The following is a 24,458-nucleotide window of genomic DNA, read 5'->3' as shown; positions in this document are numbered from 1 at the left end:
GTGGGTGGGTGGGAGCTGGCGGGTCTGAGTCCGTGTCAGGGCAGCCATCGTTTGATCAGGTCATGTTCGGGCTTGGCAGGGTCGGCGTAGACGGCCGCGTCGACGTGCCAGAGTTTGCGCTCGCGGTCCCAGCGGGCTTGGGCGATCCGCTTGGCGGTGTCCTTGTCGTCGAAGGGTACGTTCAGGAAGAGTCTGCCGTCGACGACGGTCCCCGCGCCTGTGGTCTCGCTGCTGGAGTCCGGTGGTGCCGGTGCCGGTGCGTTGCCCGGCCGGCCGGTGTTCCAGGTTCGGGCGGGTCGGTCCTCGCGGGCGCTGTCCAGGATCCTGCGCACCCGCTCGCATGCCGATGCGCTGGTCAGCCGCATCATCAGGTCGCGCGAGCCGGTGTGGGAGAGCAGGTTCAGCGAGCCGTGCCACAGGACTTCGGAGTCCAGGATCAGTACCTTCTCGTGCATCCTGTCGCGGGTCTGCACGTCGCACCCGGCGGCGCGGAGGCGGTCGATCTGTGTTCGCTGTCCGTCGCCGGCGGAGCCGGATTCGCCGGGCCTGGTGTAGACCGTGACGGTTACACCGGCATCGACTCGATGCTGGAGGTGGCGCAGCCATCGGGCGACGGCGGTGGTGCCGAGGAAGGCGCAGTAGATCTCGACGTTCTTTCGGGCCCGTTCGATGTCCCACTCGACGGCCTTGGTCACCTCGTCGGCGGGAAAGAACGCCGGGCGCTCGAGCTCGTCGGCGGACATGCGGCCGAGGTCGGAGGCTTCGCGGATGGGGATGAGCTCCTCGACCGGCCAGCGGGTCGCGTGCTGCTCCAGGTGGTCCAGCATGCGCAGGGCCGGTCCGCCGGTGAGCTTGCCGCGCAGGAACTCCACGTCGGCCAGGACGATCAGGTGGTCCTGGGCGCGGGAGAGCCCGACGTTGAGAAGGCGGCAGGTCGTCGAGGAGAGTTCGGTGCCCTCGTAGAACTGCCCCGGTTTGGTCCCCGCGCCGGCGACGGTGTCGAAGATGACGATCGGGCGCTGGCTGCCTTGGAAGCGGTGGACGGTGTCGGCCAGTCCGTCGTGGCTCTCGCCGAACCTGTACTTGATGCTGGCGGCCAGGTTCTTCACCTGCTTGCGGTAGGGCGCGATGACGGCCAGCCGATCGGTGGTGCCGTGTCCTTGCTCTGGTCTTCCGTGCTTACGCCCGGGTAGTGCGCCGTCGTATTGGAGTGCTCTGATGATCTCGTGGACCAGCGCTTCGTGGACCTCGTTGGCGAGGTGTGCTTCGCCGCGATGGTGGTGGGTGATTCGCCTGGTGGAGGTGTCGACCAGGACGAGGGCGGAGTCGAGCAGTCCGGACAGGTCAGCCAGCGGGGCCCGGTCGTCGCGGCCGGTGTGAGGTGGTGAGTCGGGGTAGGCGACGGCGTTGACGAGCTGACAGATGGGCTCCCGCATCCGGTACTGGGTCCGGAGCGACACCAGGCGCGAATCGCGTTCGGCGACCGCGCCGTCGTGGGCGATGCCGGCGGCGTGGAAGGCGTCGCGGGCGGTCCAGTCGGCCGCGTGGCGACGGTCGTCCGGGCTGGCCTTGCGGTCCTGCACGCCCTTGGTCACCGCTGGGAGTTGGCGAAAGTCGCCGGCCACGATCAGGCGTCGCCCGGCCAGGCCGGCCGCGTACCAGGCCGACGGCAGGTCGACCATGCCGGCCTCGTCAATGACCACCACGTCGACGCTCTGGAGCAGGCGCTGGGAGACGATCGCCTTGGCGACGGTCGCGCCCATGACCCGGCACCGGTCGCGGACGGTCTCGATGACCTTCCGCAGTCGCTCGTCGACCTGCTTCGTCCGGGCGGCGAGGTCGCGCTCGTGTTGCCGCAGTTCTGCGGTGCTGGGGAGTCCTGTGACGTTGTTCTCCGGAAGCCCAAGCGTCGTGACGGCGGTCTCGTAGGCCCGGTGCGCGTCGGTGCGGCTCGCAGCGACCTCGCGCGACTGCTGTTGGTGGACCGAGAGTTGGGACCGTGCCTGGTCGAGTTGGGCGGCCAGCCGGTCCAGTCGGGACTGCTTCCGGAGGACGAATCCGCTCTCCAGCCTCGTGGCCTCGTCGGTGAGGTGTGCGATGTCGGCTTCGGCCTGGGCCGCGAGTCCTGTCAGTTGAACGCCGCGCTGATCCAGGGCTTGCCACTGGTTCGAGGCGGTGTCGCGCTGCTGCTCCAAGGTCTCGACCCGACGCCGGGCGGCCGTCTGGGCGGCGACGGTCGCCGTTTGCCGGGCGAGGAGCTCAATCTCCTGCTTCAGCTCCGCTGACAGCCGCTCCGCGATCTCCTCGGATCGGATCCGGTCGCCGTAGGAGGCCGCCAACGTCGGCAGGGCGATCTTCCCGGCCCGCTGTACGAGGTCCTCGTCGAAGCCGGACTCGGGCTCCAGCAAGCGGCAGATCCGTTGCAGCGCCTGGTCGACGGCGACGTTCGTCGGGGCCAGGAACAGCACCGAGAGTCCCTGTCGGTAGCAGCCTTCGACGATGTGCGAGACCACGTCGGTCTTGCCCGTTCCCGGCGGTCCCCACAGGAACAGCACGTCGCTGCCCAGCGCCCGTTCCACGGCAGCTCGCTGCTCGGGGTTGAGTGTCAGCAGGTCCCAGCCCTGGACTAGCTCGGCCACGGCATGCTCGGTTCCCAGGGCTGGACGGCCGGCGCCCAGAACCCAGTCCGCGGCCTTGACGTCGGCGGCGTCCGGTTTGTCGAGCGCGGCTTGCAGGCGGGCGGCGAGCTTCTCCCACCCGGCCGCGTTGTCCTCGCGAACCTGCAAGTTCGGCGGCCGGGCGCCCAGATCGGTCTCCGTGACTACCCTGCGCCGCCCGTCGGGGCCCGACGTGACCTCGGCGGGCACCCACTCGCCCCGGCCGGAAGCCGGGCGAATGACCAGGTCCACGTCATCGAACGACACTGGCCAGAACCGGCAGGCGAAGCGGTACTCATACCGGCTCCCCTCAGCGCCCGCGATCCGTTCGCCACCGGTCAGCGTTGCCTTGTCCGCGGTCTTCGCGTCGTCCCGACGTGCCGCGACGATCTCCAGCTGCGCTGCCTTGAGCAGATGCCCGACGGCGCCGCCCGACCGCTCGATCATGCCGTCCCCGATTCCCCAGTGCCGCTATCGGTCTATTTACGCGGAAGTCTGACACGGTACCAGCCACCGATATCAGAGTGCTGTGAAACTTGACGGTGCCCCACGGCTTGAGGGCTTGCGGGGGAGGAGGCTGTTGAGGTCCGAGCCAGTCAGCGGTCGTCGTGGACCGGGTGGCCGCGGAGATACCCCCGCCAGACGTCGGCGCTGATCCGGCCCCGCTGGGAGACCTCGACGTCGCACATGCGTGCCCAGGCGCGCACGTCGGCCGCAGTGGGCTTGGCGGTCCGGTCGGGCCCGCTGTGACCGGGCCCGGCGATCCGGGCGGTCGCGTGACGGGACGGTCCGGGTGGTGGAGCGCTGGTTGTGGTGAAGCCGAGCCTTTCCAGCAGCCGTCTGCGTTTTCGGTGTGAGCGTTCCAGCCGGGGAACGACAGCGTCGAGGTAGTCGTGGACTTCGACGCCTGTCTTGTCCGGTCCGGTGCGCATGACGCGGCCGACTTGCTGGATGACGCGGCCCCGGAACGATACGGGGTTCATCAGGAACAGCGTGTCCAGGCCGGCGTCCAGCCCTTCACCGGCGATCTTGTCGATGGTGAGGACGACGAGTGGCCCGGGACTGTGCGGCGACATGGCGGCGCGGACGCGGGCGCGGGCGCGTTCGGCCGGTCTCAGGCCGCCGTGCAGTTGCAGGGCTGGTACACCATGTCCGGTCAGGGCGGCGGCGACGGCGGTGAGGTGTTCGACGCGGTTGGCCAGGGCCAGGATGCGTCGTCCGCGGGCGTGGGCGTCGGAGTCGGCCACGACGGAAGTGCGTCCCAGCTGCCAACCTGTACGGTCCGGCGCTTAACCTCTATCTTTCAGCCGCTCGGCAATGATGGCCTCGAACGACTCACGCTCAGCCGGGGTTACGTCCTGGCAGCTACGGCCGTCCTCACAACCGTAGACGTCTTGCTCGACGCTCCACTCGGCGTCCCTTACCTCGTAGCGTTCGCCGGCTAGCTCGACCGCCCGGTCGCCCTCGCGGACGTGACGTTCGGCGATCGCGACCGCTAGGGGATTGAGACCGGTGCGGCGTCGGTTGAGCGCATTGATGATCTCGGCTTCCGTCCCATTCGTGGGAAGGGCTCCGTGTATCTCGTCAGCCATGCCGCTGCCACCCTAGTTCCTTCGTAAAGCGCGGGTATCCCGCGGCCGGCTGAATCACCGCGGCCACGAGCGCCACGAAATCGTTTCGGAGGGTGACTGACTCTGTCAGGGCCGATGGCAAGTCAGGCAGCAAGACCTCAATTCACCCCTCCAGGACGTCGCCACTAGGTACCGGCGGGGTCTGTCTAGGGTACTGATCACGCATCACGCGTGCGGTCATACTCGGAAAAGCCGGTTGCCCGGGTCGACTGGCCCCTGAGAAGCGTCGATCGATCGCAATGCGACGGAGTACCCCAGCTGATGTGCTCAAATGGCGCCGGGGTCGTAGCGTCGCGGATCTGGGCGGCGGACACGAACACATTGTCGTCCAGTTCATCTTGGGTTTCCCCGACGGGGTCCGGGACGATAGTGCCGGGAGCCGGGGTGATGAAGCCGTACCCTTGATTGGCGTCGAAGGAGGCGATCTGTCCGGTGAAGTCTGCCATGGGCTTCTCCTGGATCGGTCGGTCCGGGCGGGCAGGCACGGCGCCGGTCAGGGATTCTGGATGTTGCTGGCCTGCTTGCCCTTCGGGCCGTCCGTAACTTCGAACTTGACCTTCTGACCTTCCTTCAGGGTCTTGAAGCCGTCCATCTGGATCGCGGAGAAGTGGGCGAACAAGTCCTCGCCTCCTCCGTCCGGAGTGATGAAGCCGAACCCCTTGCCGTCGTTGAACCACTTGACGATGCCGGTGGCCATTCGATACTACTCTATATCTGGGTCCTAATTCGCAGCTCGGCGACGACCGCGCCTTCGTCCTCCTGCCTTCGGTGTAGTCGCCACAACCTGATCCACACGATCCGGACCCACGTCGGTGGACCAACCTGACATGGCGCCGGGGCAGGCTCATCGGGAATCAGGGCACGTCCATCGGAGCGGCGAAACTAGTCGACGCCGTAGCCCGCTTCGGCGCCTTGGACAACGCTCCCTACGACATCACCCTGGACCCCGAGACGCATCACGCCTACCAGCCGACCTACTATCACGCCCTTGGCCACGACGGTGTGGAGGAGCTGATCGGCAAGTACTACCGGGCGATGTTCGACTCCTTGTGCTGGCCATCGAGATCGAACTCGAACGCGCCACCAGCGACTGACCATGCCGGCCAGCGCTGCTCGGATCGAGCCGAGAGGCGCCGGCCGGTGGAACTGCCGCGACGAGGTAGCCGTCCAGCGAGTGGGGGTTGTGCAGTAGGTCCATGATTACGCTCGTCGTGACGCACCCGAGCAGCGAGACTCTGGTGGCGACGTTCATGTGGCGCTGTAGTGTCTCGTAGAGGCACTGGGGAGATACGCCAGCCGTTCCGGCGCCCAGGAGCAGGGCACAGGCCCTCGTCGAGCGGCGTTTAGGGGACCTGTCAAAGGCACGATTCGTTGATTGACGCGGGGATCCACCTCAGAATCCGCCTTAGGACCGGCTTGCCGCAAGACCTGCATCGAAACGTTCGTCGGCGTCCGCCTCCTGGGCTACCGGCGCCTCGCAACACACCACTGCGAACGTGGACGAGCAAAGCGGAGCAGCCGGCCGACGCCGAGGTTCCGCTCGCTACCGGATCGTTACAGATGGAGAGCCGATAGTATCGATGTTCCAGCAGCACGAGGCCGGATCACGGATGTGCCGTACTGGCTGGTGGATCGCGGGGTGCCAGTTGGTCTTCTCCACGCCGGACACATCGGCTCCGGAAGCATCGGCGAGGACTTCTCCCACTGGGTGTCGATATCACCACCGATGCTTCCGGCCGGGTATTCCGCGTCGCGCGACGCAGTGTTCGACCGATGCGGCGTCAGCCGTGGACGAGCATGGAGGACGTGGCGGCGTCGTCACGGTAGACGCGCGCCGGCATATGCGGCCTGAACCCGTCGGCGAAGATCGACTCCACGTTGGCGATCTCCGACGCGTCCGGGTGGTCGTTCGTGCAGTCGGTACCGGCGCTGTGGCCGGACATCAGAGCTGCGCAGTCGCCGTTGTAGTTGTCGGGGAGGCCGAGTATGTGGCCGAGTTCGTGCGCGGTGATCCGTGGTGCGGAGTAGCCCTCGGACACCGCCTCCTGGCCGAGCTCCACGGTGCCCGAGCCGGGGTCGTCCGAGCTGGTCTCCGGCCACCCGCTGGTGGCGATCAGGTGCACGGTGGCCTGGTGCTCGCTGTCGGCCTCGACGAACTTGACGTCGTCGACGCTGCTGTTCCAGACCGCCGTGGCCGTGGCCACGTCGGACTGCCAATCGCCGGCGTCAGTGTCCTCGTAGTACACGACGCGGACTGAGTCGTGCGGCGTCGCAGCGGTTGCGAACGACGCGGTCTGGGACGACGCGGCCTGGCTGACGGAGGCTGTCGCCAGCGGGAGGAGCACGCATACGCCGAGGGCGAACGCACGCGCAGTGAGTCTGGTACGCATCTGCGGTCCTTTGCGGAAGGGGAGTAGGGCGAACCGGCCGCCGGGATGGTGAACCCGGTGGCCGAACAGGTGGCGGGACGAACGTCCGGTGGCGCCGCTGACCGTCAATCCGCTATCAGGGTTCGAAGTCTATTTGCGGCCTCGTACCAGCGACAAGGGCGTGACCTTGTCCAGAACTGGACAAGGCAGGATTAGGCCGACGGTGTCCGGCGCTCCTAGCCGTACCAATGGAGTGATGGGATGGCCGGCGGCAACAGACCTGTTCCACAGGTGTATCGCTATGGTGCGCAATCCGCGATTCCATGCTGCCTGGCCGAGGCGGGCCTGATCTTCGCGATCAGGCGTGTGCTTGAGAAGGGCAGCCCATAGCGCCTCGCTGCCTCGTCGGTCGGCACGCATGCGGCGAGTGTGCTGGTCTAGGTAGTCGGCCGGTTCGTATGCGGGAGGGGCGCCGCTGCGGGGCCGAACAGCTGTCATCGCGGTGAGCGCGTTGCGGATGACGGTGGTGGTGCCGTCGTTGCGCTTGCCGTTGGCCAGGGCTTGTAGTCCACTGTGAGCCCAGTTCCCATCGGAAGAACGGTGCCGAGGATTCAAGTCGCCGTCGGCAGCCTCGGCCAGCAGATCGGCGGTCAGCGGTCCGTGATGGCCGAGCCGTCGCGCGTCGAGCGCCGCAGTAAGCAGCGCGTGTTCGCGGGGGGTGAAGAATTCGCCTGGGCCTTCAAGGTAGGCGGTGAGCAGCTCCGGCCCACCGCTGAGGTGCTGGACTACGCGGCCATCGCTTGCTCCCGCGTCTAGGGCGTGCCGCAGGCGGAAGTCGTCGGTGCTGTCAGCAAGGTCCTGCCACGCTGCCAGGTCCTCGCCACGGACGTGCGTGGGAACCTGAATGCGTATCGCGAACTGCGGGTGTGTCAGCAGGGCCCGGGCTTGTCCGTGTGGATCGCCCTCGGAAGTGGCTGTCAGCTGGTTCCAGTAGGGTTTGGACCACATAGTACCCACGGCCGCAATCCCTGAGGTGCGAGCCAACAGGTTGTGCAGCCGGCTCGCGGCCCTCTCTCCGCCTGCGCCGTACAGGTAGCGCTGCGCCTCGTTCAACCACAACACGCATCCGGACGGAATTCGTTTAGACTCCAGCAGCAAGAGCAGGTCTGCGGTGTCCGTGACACGAAGCAACGGCGCCTGAGGCGCGCCCTCAAGTAAGGCTTCGTACAGGGCGCGCGTCTTGCCAGTCGAGGACTCCCCGGTCAGCATTACCAGCCGAGAAGGTCCGCCGGCGAGCGCGAGGGATAGCACGTTCCGGAGCTCTGCATCGAAGGCACGGGGTAGGTAGGCCGTCAACTGAGTCTCGAGCTCTGCTGCTGCACGGCCTGAGGCTGCATGCGCGATGTCGCCTGCGTTGTGTACCTCCAACGCGGCTGGTCCGAGGCTTGTGGCGGTTTTTACTGGCGGATCCCGGTCTCCACGAGCAGCCTGGAGTAGCAGACGTTTGACGGTGGCGTAGGTGCGGTGATCGTGCGACGTCGGTCGGGCGATCGAAAAGTGGTCACCGGGCAGTGCCGCGGCCTCCGGGAACATCGCTTGTGCCGAGGCTCGAGTGACCACCCCGTCTTGCTCGCCGACGTAGATGGAGAACGGGATTCGGCAGGACCGATCACTCGGCTCGCTGGGGGCGTAGATCACGTCGAGTGCGATGACGCGCAGCGTGTCGGCCATCAGTTCGTCATACGGGCGCAGGGCCCTCTCCTGAGGGTTGCTGCGGATCAGAGCCCGTCGGGCGGCTAGCGCCAACTGGGATCCGGTGTTCGGTGTGGCCAGCAGGACCACCCGTCGGATCCGGGCCAGTTCCCGGCCCCGGCCCTCAGACAGCAATCGCACCAGGCATCGTTGAATCACCAGGCCGCCCTGACTGTGACCGACAAGAACCAGGCCTTCGTACCTGCCGGCTTCGGTAGTGAGGTATTCCTTCAGGCTGTCGGCGGCGGTGGTAATCGATGGGATCACCTGTAGTGGGCGCCACCACGGCCGCCATAGGCCTGTGGCGTAGCCGAACCGCGGTGTCGGCTCGGCTAGGATCTGCGTCAGCTCTGGATCGTGAGCCAGTAGATCGGCGAACGCGTCCCACATGCTTGGTGACGAGTTGATTCCGTGTACGAACACGATGCCCAGCATTCACACCCACCCCTCCGAAGACGTGCCGTCCGGTACGAGGCCGTCGAGGTGAGCCAGACTACTGAATGGTTGTGTGGAGCATGCCCGCGCGGCGGCGTGTTCGATGGCGGTGCGGATGCCGGAGTGGCTCCTGCTGAACGCGGCCTGGCGTTCATGCAGGGCAGGGCCGGTAGGCGTTAACCGGGACGAGGTCGCTGCTGCTGACGCCGTCGTATCCGAGGTCTACCATGGTGTGCTGTCCTGCGAGCAGTTCGGCCTGGCTGGAGGCCGCATAGGCGTGTGCCAACGCATTCCGCCGCGACCGGCGCGCTACCCCTGTTCGCGTTCCCTGCGGGCCGATGGCCGGTAGGCCCTCTCCGCGGCTCGACCGTATATCAGAATCTTCCTATGCTGGTATTCTCCGACTGGTCTTCGAGGTGCATGATCGGGCTGAGGGGGCGAATGTGCGATCTCGGGCGTCGGTGACTTCTCGGTGCGATACACGGTGACGGGGCGGTCTCGCCACGCTGGGGAAGGTAGCGACCGGATCGACGTCGCGAGCGCCGATCGTGGCGTCGGCGGGCTCCCTCGCGCTGCGGATGTGCTGCGTCGTGCGGCGGGGACTCAGAGACAAGCTGGTGCAGACTGACGGAGACGTCCACGGTGGCGTCCATATGTGAGCTCAAGTTCAGGCTGAAGGCTCCGCATCCAGGCTCTAGGGCCAGGTCGGCGTTTCGCGAGCCACTAGGCTGAGCTCATCGACGCCTTCAGCCGATCGATGAGATCAAGGACCGGATCGACGCCGATGTCGACTTCGTACCACTGCGCGCGAAACTTCAGTTCGAGGGCGGCGTCTTCCAGAACCGCCGGGTCGGTCGTCTCATGTGTCAACGCCTCGAGCTCGCCCATGATGATGTCCGCGGCCCGGCGGCGAGCGATTCGACGTACCTCGGTTGTCGCCATCGAGACGGGGAGATCCTCGTATGCGTCCAGGTCACGGATGCTGGCGGCGTTGCCGAGAGCCGTCTCAGTCAGCCGGTGCAGGAGGGTGTCGGGCACGGTCGGCAGCAGGCGAACCTGCCGTGCCAACGCTAGCGACTCGACGCACGGCATCCTGCTCGCCTGGCTGTCGATCAGTGTGTGCACCTCCTCTACGATCCAAGCCGACGTCTCCGCGTCGCCGTATAGGCCTAGCAGCGCGGCTGTGTCGCGGAGGCGAAGCAGAGTGAGCCCCAAAGTGCTGCTCGTGCGCGCTTTCCAGTCGTGCCACCAGCGCTCGAGGTGTGTCGTGAATTCTGTTCGGTACTCCATAAGTACGTCGGCCAGAGTTCCGCGTCTATGCGGTGCAGTGAACGGATCCGCGGCGTTCGGAGGGAGGAGCCCGGCAGCCTGGCTGATGGAGATGAGTTGTTCCAGCTGTCGCAGGCGGTCGGCGACGCAATCCCGGGCGAGATCGTCGTCGTCGAGAAGCCCGAGCAGGTAGTCGCGGCAGCTGGGATTGGCGAACCGCGCCGCCCTGCGGCTCGCGGTGCCGATGATGGTGATCCAAGTGGGCTCAAGGGACTGCAGGGAGCGCTTCCAGGCAAGGCTTCCGCCGTCCGGTGAGGCGATGCTTCGCAGGTTCTTGAACGAGACCGGCCTGGCGGGGAACGAGGCGAGGGCCAGGACGATCTGTTGGGCCAAGTCGTCGAGTACGTCGAACGAGACTTTCCACAACTCTGCCGGGTTGCCGAGCGCCGCTGTCAGCCGCTCCGCCAGTGCCTGCCTGGTCGGTTCGGATGTGCGCTGCTCGATCGCGGTGCGAATCAGACGCGGATTGAATCCGGGATGTGCCGCGACGGCTCCCCAACGTGGGTCCCGCGCCGCCTCGTCGACCGGGTAGCCGGAGAAGTGCAGGTGGTTCTGCAAAATCTCTATCCTGGTCTCATCGTTGAGTGCTGACATGGCCAGTCTGCAGCGGGTGGGCTCGATGGCCAGCGTACGGAGGCGGTCGCTGTCGCTATGGGCGGCCTGGCTGAGGACTTGTTCCCTGGCCGTCAGAACCAGGCGTAGGCGGCTCTTGTTTCTCCGGACGAAGGAGACGAGATCCTGCAGCTCGGACGCCGTGTCTGCGGCGTCATGGCGCAGCCTGGCCTGCCCGAGAAAGTCGTCGATCCACAACAGTCGCCTGCCTTCGTTGCCGACCACGGCCCAGGCGGCAGTGACGCCACCGGATAAGTCCACGATCTGCCAATCCTCCTGGACCGCGTCGAGCATGAGCTTCTCGGCGAGGAACGTCTTGCCGACGCCCGGGTCCCCGGTGATCACGCAGACGCCATCGGTCGCGAGAGTTTCGCGTGCTTGCGCGTACGCGGGGATCTCGGCCCAGTACTTGATGCGGCTCGCGACTTCTTCGAGTCGGGCCTCGGTTCGCTGCCACAGGCCCGCGTTGACGACCTGCGACAGCACTGTCGTCGAGTTCAGCCAGAGCTTGAAGTGCCGGCGCTCGATCTCGGGATGCTCTCTGAGCACACGGTTGATCCGGCCGGGGCCCCAGACGTCACTCACGCTGATGCCGAGAATTCCGGCGACTCTCGTCTCGCGTCCCGGCGACAGCGGGCGCGAGGTGACAAGGAGATACCACCCCGCGCTCTTTACCGCTGATTTGTTCGACTCGGTCTCGATGGCCCGCAGGAACGTCGAATCGCTCGAATCGACATAGTGCTTGCACTGTGCGACGACAGTGGATCCGTCGTCTGCGATCTCGCGTAGGTCGATGCCGTCGTCCCGGCCGGCGGGAAAGGAGTGCAGGCGTAGCCCCAGGTCGGTGTTGAGCACGTCGCATGCCAACCGCTCGAAGTCGCCGGGTGAGAGCGTCCGGAAGTCGTACTCCGTCAATGGATTCCCGCCGATCGCACGTAGATCTCCTTTGGGCCGTGCAGTCTAGTCCTGTCATCATGACTCGAAGATTCTCGCCAAGAGGGGCGGATCCGTGAAAATAAACCTCGTCGCATATACGCGTGTGGCTGCCGGCCTTGCACCGAAACCTCCGGTGTCGCAGCGCGTCGACTCGCCGATCGAGGGCTTTCTGAGCGCTCATGTCACAGATCTGCTCGAAAAGGCGAACAAGGATGATGCCATGCCGCCGGGCAGGTTCAACGACCCGGAGGTTCGGGACCTCTTCCAGCTGCTGTATCAGGGTTCAGATGACGACTTCCCCGGTGCGACGCTTCAGCTGGCCGAACGCCTGATCGCCGTGATGAACGGGAGGACGCGGGAAGGGTTGTTGCTCGCGCTGCGCGCCGACGGCGACGCCGGCCGCGTCGCCGGCTTGCTCAAGCTCCAGGTCGTTGCCGAGCACGGTGCGGTGCTCGAACGCCTTGATTCGGGGGAGCTGCAACTGTCGGCTGTGACGGACATGCTGGAGAAGCCGGGAGATCTTCAAAAGGGGGCGCTGGTCACGCGTTCGCTGCCACCGGACGAGGTGTACTGCGCGGATCGCCTGGTTACCGCCGCGCACTACTTCCCTGAGGCGTTCGGCATCCGGCTGTTTGCGAAGCCCTCGGCCGCGACGAAGACGTTCTTCGAGGTCGCGCACCGGGTCGCCCCGGAGCAGATGGCAGAGATCGCCGCGCGTTGGCCGGCACTGGAGTCCGGATATACGCGCGATGTCATAGGCCGCCTGGCGGCGGAGGTGCCGGATCTCACGCAGGAGATGCAGGAGGAGATGATCGAGAGGTTGGCGGACTCCCCGCGCTCTGTAGTCCGACTCGACACCGGCCGCCGGGTAAAGGAGACTTACAAGATCGGCGGGATCACCCTCTCGGGCCCGATCGAAGAGATGGTCGGCGGGGTGCACGTGCAAGAGCGGCCGGAGGGCGGCTGGACTATCACGCTTAACTCCTCGGACGAGCCGTCGCCTGTCTACACCTCGACGATGGCGAGGTGAGCCGGGCGCGGCGGGAGCATGCCGTTACGCGGGTCGACCGCGGCCGACGGCTCCCAGTCCGACGTTGGCCGAACCGCGTCTACGGTTTCGCCTGGTCGTCGCGCCGACGCCGCCCCGGTCCCGGTCCGGTACGGGCGACTACTTCGTCTCTGGTTAGTGGCGCAGGAGCATGGTGCGTTAGGCATAGGGGTGTCTGGACCCTGGTAAAGCCCTCGCCTGGACGTGCCGCGTAGAACGTTCCGGTGGTCAGTACGCCGATATCTGGGATGGAACTCCCCTTGGATTTCGCGATATCGCGGGCCGCGTCCAGGTTTGCAGTGCCGCTGAGCATGCCGACGAACTGGGTGGCGCAGTTGTTGGCGATCTTGGTCTGGAGGTTGCGCGGCGCTTGTGTCGCGAACACGAGTCCCAGGCCGTACTTGCGGGCTTGCGCGGCCAGAACGTTGGTGCTTCCGGTGCACGGCGTCTTCCCGCTCGTCGGTGCGAAGGTCTGGGCTTCGTCCATGACATAGAGCCCGCCTAAGGGGCGGTCTCGCTCGGGGTGCGCTTTGATCCAGGTGAACAAGGCGATCTGCAGCTGGTTGACAAAGGCCTGCCGTTGTTCCTCCGAGCTCAGGCCGATGAAGCTGATCACCGACACGCGTGCGCGCTTCCCTGGGCTCGGGGTCAGAAGGAGTCCCGGGTCCAGAGGTGTGCCGCTGCCGGCGAACAGTGAGTCGTTGGTCTTCGCCGCCTCCAGCAGCCCGGCCAGATCCGCGGCGATCTTGGGGCCGTCCGGTATCGACAGCGCCGCCGCAGGGAGATTCGCGAGCTGCTTGATGAACGCAGTCAATGACGTGGATTCGTTCGGTTGTCGGCGTGCATGGTAGAGCAACGCCTGACGGAGAATCGCCTCGCCCTTGGCTGCCTTGCCGGTAGCTCCGGTCAGTTTTGCCCGCGGGCCGAGGATGTTGATTGCCTCGTCGAGGATCTCGCGCTGTTCGTCGCTGTCGTCCGGCGCGGCGCTCAGGTCTGGAAGGCTGGGCAGGATGAGGGGGCGTCCGTCAGACACGCCTGGCGTCCAGATGACCACCTCCACTGATGCGTGGTACTGCGCCGCCTTCGTAGAGTCTCCCGGACTCCACGCTGCGGGCTGAGTCGGCCACGGATCGCCGAGACGTGCCAGATCGTTGTTCGGGTCCAGGACGATCGACGAGACGCCGAGCAGTGCGCACTCCTCGACCATCCTGCGAATGAGCACGGTCTTGCCGGAACCTGAGCCCGCGAACACGATCGTGTGCTTGCGCAGCGACGCCAGGTCGATCGCATACGCGCCGCCGGTCTCGACCTCGGTGCCGACAGCGATGGCGGGCAGGGTCGAGTCTTCCGTGATGAACGGGTCAGTGGACGATGCCTCGGAGTCCGGACTGCTGCCTCGGAGGTCCGGTACGCCGGCGGGTACCGGTTCCAGACGCGGTCTATCCGTGGCCGTGCCTCGTGGCGGTACGGCCCCGACCGTTGCGGGGGCGTCCGCGAACGGGACGACGCCGACCAGAATCTCTTGCAGTAAGGCCGTGCTCCGAGCCGGACGGCGGGTCGCGAGCCAGGCCGGAAGCTGGTTGTCGTCCTCGTTCAACAGCGTGCGAAGGGCCGCGAAGATCCTCAGGTCCGACTCGGAGACCGGGCGGACTTCGCCGCCCTGCTGGGTGAACGCTTCGACGACCTCCGTGGTGCGGGGGCCGCGCGGCCACGGCGTGTTGCGCAGCAGGATCACACGGCGGGCATAGCGGCCCGTAACGGGGACAGCAGTTGTGCAGGCCGCTCTGACCCGACTGATGACCGCGTTGGCGTTTGGGCTGGCGATCCCGCGGAACAACCACCGGACTTCGAGTTCGTGGGCCGGTTCCAGGACTTGCCGCAGCGTGGCGTGAACCGGTGGTCGAGGCGTGGTCGTGACGCGCACGTTGTAGGCGTCTTCGCTTACTCGCGATTCGATGACCCAGGCCCGAAGGCCGGCGGCGAGCAACTCGGGCAGCACCTTGTCTTCCTTCAGCGGATCGAGAGCCGCTGCGACGTCGGCTCCGAGCCGTAGTTCCGCGAACCGGGCATCAAGGGCTGCGAATGTGGTCGGACCGAACGGGCGCGCTGACGATCCGGGCCCAGACGCACGTACGGAGCCTTCGTCGTACCCGGTGTTCGCCGTCGCCGCCACGGCGTCGAGGTGGTCCAACGTGAGGATCTCGTCTTTGCGTACGCACATGGCGATGTGCGCCTCGACTCGCTTGATCAGTACTCGCGGCGTGTAGTGGCCGGCTGTGTCGTCGAACGCCGTCGGCGCGACGGGCCAGGTCGGAAACGGCGGCCGGAACCCGGCTTCGGCGAATTTGATCTCGAGTCGCTTGGCGACGATGAGGCGGGCCATGCCATCCGTCGGTATCCGTCCCAAGATGAGCGTCTCGCGGAACCTGTCGGGCACCGGTCCAGCTGCGTCGCGTTTGATCAGGGCCCACGTGTCGGGGAGGCACGCCACGACGGTGAGCGTGCGGCGCGTGGTTTCGCGCAATTGGAGCAGGCTGTCGGCGATCTGGCCTAGGGTGCGCTGGATCTCGGGGTCATCGCCGGAGCCGGAGTGCAGCACCGACCCGGTCGACTGGGCGAACAGCGAGTCGAGCTGGTCGATCGCGATGACCGTCGGGCCGGTCAGTGCGAGCAGGCGCGACATCTCCCGCAGCACTTGCTGCGGGACCTTCACGGGCCCACGGAAACCCCACGCGTCACGCAGCCCGGGGTCGCTGGACCGATCGCTTTGGAGATACGAATCACCTACGTCTTGAGCGGCCAGATCGGACGATGCCAACAGGATCAGTGCGCGCAGGGTGTCCTGGACCTCGAGGCCGAGGGGCGCGTCGTACCGGCGTAGCGTCGCTACGATGAGGTCCAACACCTGCGGCGTCAGACCGCTTCGTCCATTCAGGACGATCTCGCGCACGTCGTTGGGTACGGTGATGATCTCTGCAAGCCGCCCTAGGAAATCATGCAGCTGGCTGCGCTTCTCGGCACCCGATTTCAGCAGATCCTGCTTCAGGGCCGCGGCAGCGCTCTGCCAGAAGGGGACACCCTTGGTCAGTTCGATGAGGGAGAAGTAGCCGCCGGCTCTCTGGGTCCGTTCGCGGACCGTACCCAGCAGGTGGGTTTTACCCGCGCCGGCCTCGCCTCTCACAGCGACGCCGATCGGGCTGGATTCCGCGCAGGCCCGAGCGTCCTCCAAGCCGTCGGTGATCCGCTCGACGGCTTCGGCGTGCAGCTCGGCGATGTGGTACGGCGAGCCCCGCCAGACGTCGCCGGACGTCTGGGCGTGGTCGAACCTCAGATGACGCAGAACCCTGCGTTCCTCGGGGTTCATTCGGCCTCGATGGCCAGGGCGTGGCAGTCTTGGCCGCCGAGCCGCAGCGCGGCGAGGCGATCAGCCTCGGTCAGGGACTTGAGATTCGCCACCGGGATGATGTGCACTCCTGACCGACGGGCCAGCTGACGCAACGCCGCGTCGATCTCCGACGGTGCGAACACGGCGAGATGGGCACGCAGCGGAGCCAGACCGACCCAGTCGCCGCCCGTCGCGGCCAGTTTCCCGTAGGCAGTGCGGATCGCCCACTCGACTTCGGCGGGATCTGCAGCAGCCGACTCGACGGCTGAGGCCGCGTCGGTGGTCGCAGGTCCGCTCGAGTCCTCGGCTCGGCTCGGGTCGAAGAACTGTCGTGGATCCAGGTCACGCCGGTTCAGCGCGGCACCTAGCCCAGCCAGCACCGCGAACAGCGCACCGCCGAACGATCCGGCCCGTGCGGGACGTTCGGCGGCCGCGAGCAGGTCCCGGCAAACGAGCCAGCCGTCGGCGGTGAGTTCGTGAGTGAAGGCCCGGCCTTGCTTGCGGGATCTGACGAGGCCCAAGTCGTTGAGCGTGCGGCGTTCCTTGCCGGTCAAGTCGAATCCAGCGAGTTCCTTGAGCTGTGGATTCGTCAGTGCTTGGGCCCCTGACATCAGGACGATCAGACTGGCGAACTCGGGTTGGGTCAACTTGGGTAGGGCGCGGACGGCTGGCACGTCGACTGGTCTCCAAGGTCTGCGGGGCGGGGGCGGCGGCTGCGCAGGAGCCGCTCTATCTGGGTGAGCACGTCGACCACGTCAGTCAGGACGTGGTCGTTGGTGAAACGCAGAACTGACTGGCCGTCGAGTTGGAGCTGGACGTCTCGGCGCCGGTCGGCCTCATAGCGTTCAGCGGACCGATGTTCCGGGCCGTCGACTTCGATGACACAGCGTTCGTGTTCCCACCAAAGGTCCAAGCGGTAACTCGGGGCCAACGGGCCGCTCTGATACGTTCGATTCCATGCTCGTCCGCCCGCCCAAGGCCGGTTTCGCAACGCCGCCTCGAGAGCGAGTTCAGCAGGGCTATCCGGGCGGGGGGCGCCCGTTACGCGCGAATGGATGGGCGCATTGCGGTCGGGGAGCCCGCTTTCTGCTCGGCGACCTGAGACCGACGGGCTGATGGCGGACGGTTCAGCAGAGTCGTTTGCGCGCGGCGCCTTCGCGGTCGGTATGACCGGCACCAACCCGACGATCCACCCACCGTGATACGCGATCCAGCTCGCGGCAGCGGTCAGCGATTCTTCGGCTGTGACGGGCAATCCTGACGGAATCTCGAACAGCGCGGCGGCGGCAGATCGCTTATGGCTGGCCGCGATGACGAGAGCGAGAGCCGCGGCGCGAGTCGGAGCGGGGAATCTATGGTCGGAAATGGCGACGTCGACGCGGGCCGAAGCAACATCGACGCCAGAGAGAGTGTCGGAAGCGGCACGCAGTGCCCGTTCGGCCAAGTCGGCGAGAAACGGACCGTAGTGTGTCGACCTCGCGGCGATGTCGGCGGCGATTGATCGCACCGCAGCGACTCCAGCTCCTTGTGGACTGACGATCCCCGCCGAGTCGGGAAGCCAGAGCGGAAGGATCCGGATCGCGGCGCGTTCAATCTCATCCAGCAGGCCCTCGACGCCATAGACTCGATCCGTTCCGGAGCCGGCGTCGGCCGATCGGCACCACACGATTGCGGGTGCTCCGATGGGCAGAGGGTCGAGCGACTTGCGTAGCCGATCGGCGGTGCTGCCCTCCAGCCTGACAACTCGTCCGGGTTCGACGCCCGTCCACCAATCCAAGGCGGCCCGCTGTGCCCACGTCACAACACATCAGACTACTGATGACACGCCGGCGATGACTACGAGATGCGAAAAACTCAGGGCGCACGGCGCCGAGGGCAGTCTTGGTCGCCGGTGGAGAGTAGCAGCGCCCACTTCCACGGTCCTCACCGTCGCGGGCGGTCCGATATCGTGGCTCAGCCGCGCCGTACGGGCGTCGCCTAGCGCACCGGTTGCCGCCGGTGCCGTGGGCGGGAACCGCACTTCGGGAGGCAACTCACGGGGCCCTGGGTTGCCCCGCTGCAACGGCGGGGGTGGCCGCGTCGGCGGCTGCGCACGGGGCAGACGAACCGTCGCGGATCGCAGGGGAGCGGTGGCCTTAGATCCCGTCGAATTCGCCGCTGCGCGCGCCGTGGAGGAAAGCCGTGAACTCGGCGTCGGTGAACAGCAGGCGGGGTCCGTCAGGGTTCTTGCTGTCGCGCACGGCTATGCCTTGGGTGGTTCGCGCGACCTGGACGCAGTTGCCGCCGCTGTCGCTCATGCTCGCCTTGTGCCACGTCAGCGTCTCGCCCGATCCGCTTCCTCGGGCTCGTCGGCTCGTCGGCTCGTCGGCTCGTCGGCTCGTCCTGCGGCGATTGTATTGTCCGTTTGGTCGAGTTGGGGGATGTGCTTCGGCATGTCGCCTCATTCCACTCGTTTGTGTCCGGTGCGCCAGGGTAGCGCTTTTCCGGCGCCGGGTAGGAGGGGCCTGATTTACTAGCAGGAGGAGCGTCGGGATCCCCGGCGTTCGGGACGGCGTGGACTGTCGTGGGGGTGCGGATGGGCGGCGATCGGGTATCGCACGGCGGGGACGTTCGGTCGGAGCTGTCCGGGTCGGCGGCGAACGCGGTGCTGGCGCGGGACATCGACGGTGGAGTCCATTTCCATGCTGCCGCGTCGGCTTTGCTTGTGCCGTGGCAGTTGCCGCGAGCTGTCTCACACTTTCGCAACCGCGAGGCCGAACTGGCCGAACTCGACGCCGCGGCGGATGTGCCGACCGGTCCCGGTTCGTGCCCGGTCGCGGTAGTCCGGGGCCCGGCGGGCGTCGGTAAGACCGCGCTGGCGTTGCGCTGGGGGCATCGGTCGGCCGCGCGGTTCCCCGACGGTCAGCTCTATGTGAACCTGCGCGGCTACGACCGGCTGGACCCGCTGGCGGTGTCGGCGGCGCTGGAGTCTCTTCTGCTCGGGGGCGGTGTCGATCCGTCCGCAGTCCCGGCAGGGGCCGAGGCCCGGGCCGCCCTCTACCGGTCGGTCATGTCCGGCAGGCGCCGGATGGTGATGCTGGACAACGCGGCGTCCTCCGATCAGATCACGGACCTTCTGCCGACCGCATCCGGGAGCTTCGTCCTGGTGACCAGCCGCGACCGGCTCAGTGAACTCGGGGCGTCGGAAGAGGTGCGCGAGGTGGCTGTCGACGTGTTGTCCGAGACTGAGGCCGTGGCCCTACTGCGCGGTGTGGCCGGGCGGTCCGGCGCCGCTGATGCCGACCTGCTCGCTGAGCTGGCCGAATTGTGCGCACACCTTCCGTTGGCGTTGCGCATCGCCGGGGAGAAACTCGCTGCTGGCCCGTCTACCCCGTTGGGGGAGTTCGTCGAGGGCCTGCGCGAAGAGTCGACCAGGATCGACAAGCTTTCCGGCACCAGCGGACGGACCGCGGTGCGTACGGTGTTCGGCTGGTCCTACCGTTCCCTGTCGGACGACGGCGCGCGGTTGTTCCGCGCACTGGGCTTGCACCCCGGGAGCGATTTCTCCGCCCCTTCGGCGGCGGCGTTGACGCAGGCGCCCGAGGACCGAGTCCGGGTTTGGCTGGACGAACTGGCACGGGCGCATCTGGTGTGGAGGAAAGACGACGGGCGGTTCGAGTTCCACGACCTGCTGCGGGTCTTCGCCGCAGACCTCGCCCGGGCCGAAGAGGGCCCGCAGGTCGCAGCCCGGGCCGTCACGGACCTGGCCGCCTGGTACCTGCGCGGCGCCCTGAGTGCCGGGAGAGCGATGGGCGTGGACAGTCTTCGCCTGCCGGAGCCGCCTGACGCCTTGCACGCCGCCGCGCCATCCTTCACGTCCTACGACGAGGCTCTGCGGTGGTATCTGGCCGAGCGGGCGAACCTGGCGGCGGCAGTCGGCGCCGCGTCCGATGCCGGTCGTTACGACCTGGCCTGGCTGCTGGCCGGGGCGCTGCTGGGGATCTACGAGGTGACCAACGAGTTCGACGACTGGATCTCCACATCCCACGCCGGCCTGGGTGCGGCGCGCCGATGCGGCGACCGCTTCGGCGAGGCCGTGATGCTGGAGAGTCTGGGCAAGGCCTGCCGCGCGGGGCACCAGCTCGACTTCGCCGAGCAGTACCAGCGTGAGGCGCTGCAGATTCGGGAGGCGATCGGCGACCGTCACGGGCGCATCCGATCGGTCAATGCCTTGGGCCTGGTCCACAGGCGCGCCGGGCGGCCGGATGAAGCACGCGACTGCTTCCAGCTGGCCCACACCCTCGCCGAGGAAGCGGGCGACGTCTGCTTCCAGGCCCTGGCTCTGCTGAACCTCGGCGGCCTGGACGTCGAGACGCGCCGGTACGTGGCGGCGCACGCCGAACTCGAACAAGCGCTGCCGCTGCTGCGCGCGACCGGTCAGCACGTGTACACGGTGAACGCACTGCAAGACCTCGCCGGCGCCCTGGCCGGCCTCGGCCGCCTGGCCGAGGCGCTGTCCTCGGCCACGGCGGCCGTCCAAACCGCCACCGGCCTCGGGAACCGGCTGTTCCTGGCTCGAGCGCTCATGGAACTGGCCCGGGTGCGCCGCGCACTGGGCGACCCAGAGCAGGCGCTGACCGACTATGAGCAGGCCATCGCATTGCACCGCGAACTCGGCGACCGCAACCGCGAAGCGATCACCCTCGACGAGGCCGGTACGGCCCACGCCGAGGCCGGGCGCTTCGACCGCGCCGTCGAACTCCATGCCGCAGCCGCCGGCCTTCATCACGAGCTGGGTGACACCGCACGCGAGGAGCAGGCACTGTCGCACCTCGCCGCCGCGCGGCGGCGGCAAGGGGCGGACCCGTCCACCGACCACGTCTGAGATCGGAGTGTGAGAACAAGCCATGGACTTCTCCGCGCTGCTCCTACCTGGAGCGCAGAAACTTGCCACCGCCATGCTCGGCGACGCGTGGGCGGTCACCCGCGACGCCCTGGCCCGTCGCTGGGGCCACGGCGACCGGGCCACTACCGCCGAGGCGTCAGCCGAACTCGATGACGCACGCTCCAGTGCGATCGCGAATTTCGGTGTCGACCAGGCGGACCAGCGGCTTGTGAACGCCTATCTCGCCGGCTACCTCGCCGCGATGCTCAGGGCCCACCCTGATCGCTGCGAGGCCTTGCTGAGCATGACGCAGGACTTTGCCCCGCCGGCGGTCGGGAGGACCGGGAACGTCAACAGCGGCAGAGTCGAAAAGCTCGTCCAGGTCGACGGCGACCTTCACGGCGGAGTTCACATGTGATGTGGTCAGCCCGCGTCTTCGTCGTCGAACTCACCGCCCTTGGCACCCACCAGGAACGAGTCCCACTCCGCGCGGGTGAAGCGCAGGACGGGTCCGTGCGGTTCCAGGCTGTGCCGGACCAGGACGTCGCCACCCGGCGGCCACGCCACTTCTGCGCACGTCGGGTTGTTCGCACTCTGCGAAGACTTCCGCCAGGTCAGCTCGCCGGAATCGGTCACGACTCACCCGACCCGACGACCCGACGACCCGCTTCTGATCGTATTGTCCTGAACCCTCCGGTGTGGGACGCGCGCCGCGCGCACCGGAAGGTTCAGGCGAATGTGTGGCCGCGTAGTGCGGTTCCTTCATCTGCCTCGCCCCCTTTCGTCGGAACGGTAGCGGGTGCGTCCGACGCTCCGCCAGCGCCGATCGTCAGGACCCTGAGTCATTTGCGTGCGTCCGTCGGTTCGGCGCCGGAGGCTCGGTGAACAGCCAGCCGCCTCGCCAGGAGGTCTCCGGCTCGCCACACGCCGCCGTCCAGGCTGGCAACATCTACGGCGGCGTGCACATCGCCGCGCCGCCGGATGTTGCACGCGTCGTACCGGTCGAACTCGCCCTGGCACCCCGGGTGTTCGTCAACCGGGACGCCGAACAGCGCGCGCTCGACACCGCCGTCGAGCGCGGCGACGGCGACACCCGGCCGCGCCTCGTGGTCGTGGACGGTACCGCCGGCGTCGGGAAGACGGCGCTGGTTCTCCACTGGGCACACCGCGCCTTCTTCCGCTATCCCGACGGCCAGCTCTACGTGGACCTTCGCGGATTCGATCCCCGGCCGCCGACGGCGCCAGTGGAAGTCCTGTGGCGGTTCCTGCGATCCCTGGGAGTCGACCCGCTCGCTGTGCCCCACGACCTGGAGGAGAGCTCTGCGCTGTTCCGCTCACGCGCCGCCGGGCGCCGGATGCTCATCGTCCTGGACAACGCCGCCGACGCGGCCCAGGTGCGCCCGCTCCTGCCGGGAACCGGCGCATGCGACGTGATCGTCACCAGTCGCAACGCGCTGCAGCGTCTGGTCACCCGGGAAGGGGCGCATCGGCTTACCCTCGGCTTGCTGCCCCGCCGGGAGGCGGTCATGCTCCTGACAGAGGTCTCCGCGCCGCTTCGGGCCCACGCGGACACCCCGGACCAGCTCGGCGCGCTGGCCGATCTATGTGTGCGGCTCCCGCTGGCGCTGCAGATCGGCGCCGAGCGCGCAGCGGCAGACCCGAACCGCACCCTGCCGGACCTGATAGCAGAACTTCGCCAGGAGCCGCGCCGCTGGGAGCTGCTGTCCGCCGACGACGCCGACGGAGACGCGACCGAGGCGGCACGCAGCGTATTCGCGTGGTCACTGCGCCGGCTGCCGTCAGAATCCGCACGCCTATTCCGCCTGCTGGGGCTGCATCCGGGTCCGGACTTCACATCGGCAAGCGCAGCGGCGGCCGCAGGCGTCGCCGAAGCCGACGCACGGCGCCAACTCGGCGTGCTCAAAGACGCCCACCTGGTCCAGGAGATCGGCGGCGGCCGCTATCAGATGCATGACCTGCTGCGCGGGTTCGCCGCCGAACGCTGCATCCGGGACGAGACCGCGCAGGATCGGCTGCAGGCTCTGACCCGCACGGTTGACTGGTACACCCTGCACTGCCACGCGGCCGCGGTGGCGTTGGGCAGCGACAACCTTCGGCCTACGCCGTGCGGGCAGGCCTGGCTGTTCGCGACTCCCGCCTTCGACGGTCCGTCCGGGGCCCGCGCCTGGTTCGAGCGCGAACGGGCCAACCTGCGAGGTGCTGTGCGCGACGCGGCAGAGGCCGGGCTGGACGAGCGGACCTGGCGGCTGGCCACCCTGCTGATGAGCTTCTACGAGGTGGAGAACACCTTCGCGGATTGGTTCGCCGCCAACGAGCACGCCCTGTCTGCCGCCCGGCGGCTCGGTGACCGCGGCGCTCAGGCGCTCATTCTGGAAAGCCTCGGCAAGGCCTGCCGGCAGAGCGGACGGAACGAGGAGGCGGCGTCGTTCTTGATCGAATCGTTCGATATTCGCAAGGAAATCGGCGACCTCGCCGGCCAGGCGCGCGCACTGCTCATCTTGGGGCTGGTGGACTGGGCCGCGGGACGGCTGGAGGACGCCTCTGAGCGTTTCGGCCGCGCCGAGTTGTCCGCCGCACAGGACCGTGCCGACGTCGAGCAGGCCTACAGTCGGCTGTCCCTGGCCGCGCTCGCGAACACGCAGGCCCGCCATGCCGACGCCTTGGTCCTGTTGGACGACGTCGCCGCGCTGTTCGGTTCCCGCGGTCTGTGGTTCGACGAGCAGCGAGCCTTGCAGGACACCAGCACGACGCTGCGCGGGCTGGGCCGGCCCGCCGAGGCCTGGGCGAACGCCGAGCTGTCCGTCGCGCGTGCCCGGGTGCTGGACAACGGCATGTACCTCGCCCAGGCGCTGCGCGAGGCGGCCTTCGTCCAGGCCGACCTCGGAGCGTGGGACGCCGCGGACGGGCTGCTGGGCGAGGCGTTGGGTATCCAACAGGTCGCAGGCGATCGCCGGCGCGAGGCCGCGGCCCATGAGGATATGGCCGGGCTGTGCGAGCGGATGGGCCGGCTGGACCGGGCCGCCGAGTGCCGGAGGGTGGCAGCCCGGCTAACGGCTGAGCTGGATCGCGAGTAGGGCGGTGCGGTGGGCGAGGGAAATCGGCGAATCGTCCGCTGACACGCGCACGGACGACTCTCGAGTCCGCTGACGTCACGGGTCGGCGCCCAAAGCTTCGAAGCGAACGAGGCACTGTCGGGCGTCCGGCTGGCGCTGTCAGGCGGTTTGAGCCGATGGGCGTCATGGAGGGCGTACTGAGTGCCCCAGATGATCGGGACCACCACGAAGGATCCCTCCGCCTGCAAGGAACACCGCCATCGGTTCGCTCCTGAAACCGCATGAGGACGTCTCATCCTCGCCGGTGCGGGGAGAGCTATTCATGCCCTGCGACGTGGCGGCTCAGTGCACGGCTACCAGTATTCA

Annotated in this window: 17 protein-coding genes; 4 read left to right on the top strand and 13 right to left on the bottom strand. The window is 67.5% G+C overall.

From position 1 onward, the window contains the following. Positions 1 to 35: 35 nt before the first annotated feature. From IZR01_RS21740 to IZR01_RS21705, 8 genes are all read right to left on the bottom strand, one after another. Positions 36 to 3,104 (bottom strand): AAA domain-containing protein, encoded by a 3,069-nt coding sequence (locus IZR01_RS21740; RefSeq protein ID WP_194924920.1) that lies wholly within the window; start codon positions 3,102 to 3,104, stop codon positions 36 to 38. A gap of 149 nt (positions 3,105 to 3,253) precedes the next feature. Further along, positions 3,254 to 3,904 carry an Lsr2 family DNA-binding protein gene (locus tag IZR01_RS21735; RefSeq protein WP_194924919.1) on the bottom strand — a complete coding sequence of 217 codons (651 nt, stop codon included), beginning with the start codon at positions 3,902 to 3,904 and terminating at the stop codon, positions 3,254 to 3,256. A 42-nt stretch (positions 3,905 to 3,946) separates the two neighbouring features. Beyond that, positions 3,947 to 4,249: a hypothetical protein gene (locus IZR01_RS21730; protein ID WP_194894602.1), complete on the bottom strand. Its 303-nt coding sequence runs from the start codon at positions 4,247 to 4,249 to the stop codon at positions 3,947 to 3,949. A gap of 197 nt (positions 4,250 to 4,446) precedes the next feature. Next, positions 4,447 to 4,734 (bottom strand): S1 domain-containing protein, encoded by a 288-nt coding sequence (locus tag IZR01_RS21725; protein WP_194894603.1) that lies wholly within the window; start codon positions 4,732 to 4,734, stop codon positions 4,447 to 4,449. A gap of 47 nt (positions 4,735 to 4,781) precedes the next feature. Beyond that, on the bottom strand, positions 4,782 to 4,985 hold the full coding sequence (locus tag IZR01_RS21720; RefSeq protein WP_194894604.1) for a cold-shock protein: 204 nt from the start codon (positions 4,983 to 4,985) through the stop codon (positions 4,782 to 4,784). 1,084 nt (positions 4,986 to 6,069) lie between these two features. After that, a complete protein-coding gene (locus tag IZR01_RS21715) occupies positions 6,070 to 6,678 on the bottom strand; it encodes a snapalysin family zinc-dependent metalloprotease (protein WP_194894605.1) in 609 nt (202 codons plus the stop codon). A 129-nt stretch (positions 6,679 to 6,807) separates the two neighbouring features. Continuing rightward, entirely contained in the window at positions 6,808 to 8,844 is a 2,037-nt protein-coding gene (locus IZR01_RS21710; protein WP_194924918.1) for an esterase/lipase family protein, read from the bottom strand. 723 nt (positions 8,845 to 9,567) lie between these two features. After that, a complete protein-coding gene (locus tag IZR01_RS21705; RefSeq protein WP_194894607.1) occupies positions 9,568 to 11,700 on the bottom strand; it encodes an nSTAND3 domain-containing NTPase in 2,133 nt (710 codons plus the stop codon). Positions 11,701 to 11,794: 94 nt separating this feature from the next. Here IZR01_RS21705 and IZR01_RS21700 point away from each other — a divergent pair, with 94 nt between their 5' ends. Continuing rightward, positions 11,795 to 12,751 carry a hypothetical protein gene (locus IZR01_RS21700; RefSeq protein WP_194894608.1) on the top strand — a complete coding sequence of 319 codons (957 nt, stop codon included), beginning with the start codon at positions 11,795 to 11,797 and terminating at the stop codon, positions 12,749 to 12,751. Positions 12,752 to 12,830: 79 nt separating this feature from the next. Here the strand turns inward: IZR01_RS21700 and IZR01_RS21695 are convergent, their stop codons facing one another. The 4 genes from IZR01_RS21695 to IZR01_RS54325 form a co-directional block, all read right to left on the bottom strand. Further along, the gene (locus tag IZR01_RS21695; RefSeq protein ID WP_194894609.1) at positions 12,831 to 16,133 is read right to left on the bottom strand and encodes a helicase HerA domain-containing protein; all 3,303 of its coding nucleotides are present in this window, start codon (positions 16,131 to 16,133) and stop codon (positions 12,831 to 12,833) included. Further along, positions 16,130 to 16,801 (bottom strand): hypothetical protein, encoded by a 672-nt coding sequence (locus IZR01_RS21690; RefSeq protein WP_194894610.1) that lies wholly within the window; start codon positions 16,799 to 16,801, stop codon positions 16,130 to 16,132. The genes IZR01_RS21695 and IZR01_RS21690 overlap by 4 nt, the downstream gene beginning before the upstream one ends. Next, positions 16,798 to 17,931: an endonuclease domain-containing protein gene (locus tag IZR01_RS21685; RefSeq protein WP_194894611.1), complete on the bottom strand. Its 1,134-nt coding sequence runs from the start codon at positions 17,929 to 17,931 to the stop codon at positions 16,798 to 16,800. Before IZR01_RS21685 ends, IZR01_RS21690 begins: the two co-directional genes overlap by 4 nt. A 358-nt stretch (positions 17,932 to 18,289) precedes the next feature. Beyond that, positions 18,290 to 18,472: a DUF397 domain-containing protein gene (locus IZR01_RS54325; protein WP_369125383.1), complete on the bottom strand. Its 183-nt coding sequence runs from the start codon at positions 18,470 to 18,472 to the stop codon at positions 18,290 to 18,292. A 257-nt stretch (positions 18,473 to 18,729) separates the two neighbouring features. Between IZR01_RS54325 and IZR01_RS21675 the strand changes: the two genes are divergently transcribed. After that, positions 18,730 to 21,018 carry a tetratricopeptide repeat protein gene (locus tag IZR01_RS21675; RefSeq protein WP_194924916.1) on the top strand — a complete coding sequence of 763 codons (2,289 nt, stop codon included), beginning with the start codon at positions 18,730 to 18,732 and terminating at the stop codon, positions 21,016 to 21,018. A 22-nt stretch (positions 21,019 to 21,040) separates the two neighbouring features. Next, positions 21,041 to 21,436, top strand: a complete 396-nt coding sequence (locus IZR01_RS21670; RefSeq protein WP_194894614.1) for a hypothetical protein — start codon at positions 21,041 to 21,043, stop codon at positions 21,434 to 21,436. Between the two features lie 5 nt (positions 21,437 to 21,441). Here IZR01_RS21670 and IZR01_RS21665 read toward each other — a convergent pair whose 3' ends face one another. Next, complete coding sequence (locus tag IZR01_RS21665; protein WP_194894615.1) at positions 21,442 to 21,654, bottom strand: DUF397 domain-containing protein; 213 nt, start codon at positions 21,652 to 21,654, stop codon at positions 21,442 to 21,444. Positions 21,655 to 21,899: 245 nt separating this feature from the next. On the opposite strand from IZR01_RS21665, the gene IZR01_RS53400 reads away from it, so the two are divergent. Next, positions 21,900 to 24,113: an ATP-binding protein gene (locus IZR01_RS53400; RefSeq protein WP_194894616.1), complete on the top strand. Its 2,214-nt coding sequence runs from the start codon at positions 21,900 to 21,902 to the stop codon at positions 24,111 to 24,113. Positions 24,114 to 24,458 lie beyond the last annotated feature (345 nt).

Origin of the sequence: Catenulispora pinisilvae, assembly GCF_015356865.1 — a bacterium.
GTDB lineage: Bacteria > Actinomycetota > Actinomycetes > Streptomycetales > Catenulisporaceae > Catenulispora > Catenulispora pinisilvae.
Note: the sequence above shows the minus strand (reverse complement) of the source record. Positions and strands in the feature narration are given on the sequence as shown.